Source organism: Bradyrhizobium sp. MI1.10, from assembly GCF_055811035.1.
The window spans coordinates 1-2,299 of record NZ_JBVVPN010000120.1; the positions used below are offsets into that span (position 1 = coordinate 1).

At 64.1% G+C, this 2,299-nt stretch carries 2 protein-coding genes; both read right to left on the reverse strand.

Annotated elements, in window-relative coordinates; genetic code table 11:
• Window positions 1-61: 61 nt before the first annotated feature.
• Complete coding sequence (gene istB / locus AC0L3K_RS40450; protein ID WP_247337631.1) at window positions 62-901, reverse strand: IS21-like element helper ATPase IstB; 840 nt, start codon at window positions 899-901, stop codon at window positions 62-64.
• Between the two features lie 20 nt (window positions 902-921).
• Window positions 922-2,223, reverse strand: a complete 1,302-nt coding sequence (istA, locus tag AC0L3K_RS40455; protein WP_247337632.1) for an IS21 family transposase — start codon at window positions 2,221-2,223, stop codon at window positions 922-924.
• Window positions 2,224-2,299: the final 76 nt, after the last annotated feature.

The following is a 2,299-nucleotide window of genomic DNA, read 5'->3' on the forward strand; positions in this document are numbered from 1 at the left end:
TGTCAAACGCCATCCGGAACTGCCCCCTTTGCGTCATGAAGAACTGCCCCCACCATCGGGATTATGATTTCGGTTGAAGGTTGTTTCCGCCGGTGACGGGCCGGAGGGAGGCGGAGCCGACCGGAGGGCCGTCACCGGCGGTCGGCGTCTTGATGAGGCCGCTCTTGCGCTTGGCTCGGAGCCGGTAGCTGTCGCCGCGGATCGTCAGCACGTGGCTGTGGTGCAAGAGCCGGTCGAGGATCGCGGTGGCGACCACGGGATCAGCGAACACGGTGCCCCATTCGGCAACGCTGCGGTTCGAGGTGATCAGCATGGCGCCAGTTTCGTAGCGCCGGCTGACCAGTTGGAAGAACAGATGTGCCGCGTCAGGTTCCAGCGGCAGGTAGCCGAGCTCGTCGACGATCAGCAGCTTTGGCTTCGATAGCGCGAGCAGTTTCTCGTCTAGACGCCGTTCGCCATGGGCCTTGGCAAGGCCTGCGACCAGCGTCGTCGCCGTGGTGAACTGCACCGTGTACCCGGCCAGGATCGCCTCTCGCCCCAGCGAGATCGACAAGTGCGTCTTGCCGACTCCGGGTGGCCCGAGCAACAGCACGTTCTCTCCGTTGGCGATCCAACGTGACGCGGCAAGGTCACGGATCTGTTTGGGATCGATCGACGGCTGCGCCTCGAAGTCGAAGCCCGCCAGTTCCTTGACGGCTGGGAAGTGTGCGAGCTTCAGCGCCATCTCGATGCGGCGATGATCCTTGCGTGCGATCTCGCGCTCGCACAGCAGGATCAGCGTCTCACGCGCCGACAGGTTCGCGCGCGCCGCCTCGTCGAGCAGGCTGTCGAGCTGATCGCGGATGCAGGAGAGCTGCAATCGCGCCAGCATGGCATCGAGCGGATCGATCGTTTCTTCCATTATCTTCTTTCCCCACGCCATCAGAAGCCTCCTCCGACCACAGCTTCGTATTCGGCAAGAGAGCGTAACAACGACGGCGGTGGAGACGGATCCAGCACTGCCGCGATCTCCTGGCGGACCGCGCCATTGCGCCCAGCGACACCATCGAGATGGGCGGCGTCGACGATCCGCAGCCGGCGTCCCTCGGACTGCTTGTGCACTGCTACCTGGTGCAATCCATGGCGGATCCGGACTTCGCCGGCCGCGATCGTTACCGCCACGCGCTCGCCAATAAGGCGCCACGGCACCGAGTAGCTGTTCGTGTCGATCTCGACGGCGCAATCATTGCCGACGACGCGGGTCAGTTCACGCAACGATCCGAACGACGGCTGCCCCCCGAGCGGCTTCAACCGATGTATCTCCTCACGCGCGAAGCGGATGATCGGCGCCTCGCCGGTCGTGCCGTGGATACGAACGTTCGCAACCTCGCGCTCCCATCTGTCGAGATGCGCCTCGAATGCTTCCCAACTTGAGAAGGAATGACCGGCGATCGCATTCTTCTTCACGTAGCCGACGCCGTTCTCCGTCTTGCCCTTCGTGCGCGCCCGATATGGCGCGCAGGCGCGAGGACGGAAGCCCCAATGCTTTGCGAAGGCTATAAGCTTGTCGTTGAACTGAACCGACCGGCTCACCGCGTCGTGGCGCACGACAAGCGCGCGTGGATTGTCCATCAGCACTTCCTCCGGCACACCGCTGAAGGTCGTGAATGTGCTCTCGAGCCCGGCGAACCAATGCTCCTGCCTCTCGGCCCGGAACGCACGCACATGGAGCCGTCGCGAGTGCCCGAGCGTCGCCACGAACACGAATGCCTTGACTTTCGCCCCTCCGATCTCGACCAGGCGCTCCCCGAAGTCGATCTGCAGCTGCCGACCCGGTGGCGTCTCAAACCGCGTCGTCGCCAGCGCCTCCGCCTTCAGCGCCTGGCGATAGGGCTGCACGGCGCGTTGCAGCGTCCGCCGGCTGACTGCCACGCCTTTCTCGGCCAACAGGTCTTGGCGCACCACATCGGCATTGCCGCGATGCCGAATGAGCCTCTCGCGCAGCCAGCCCTCAAGGCCGTCGAGCTGCTTCTTCCGCTCAGGCGACTTGAACGGCTTCACACCGCCCGCCGCAACGTAGTCTTTCACAGTGTGATGGCTGCAGCCCAGCTGCCGCGCAATCCGCTTCACACCCCATCCGCACGCCCTCAGGCGCATCATCTCCGCCACGTCATCCGGCGTCTTCATCACCTGCCCCCGTGGATCATTCCACGGCGAGCCTTCAGTGATTCGTTCCCGCTTCATTCACTCTCTCCTCAGCTATTCGAGGAGGGGCAATTCCTCGTGACGCAGAGGGGGCAGTTTGCCACGGCGCGCGACA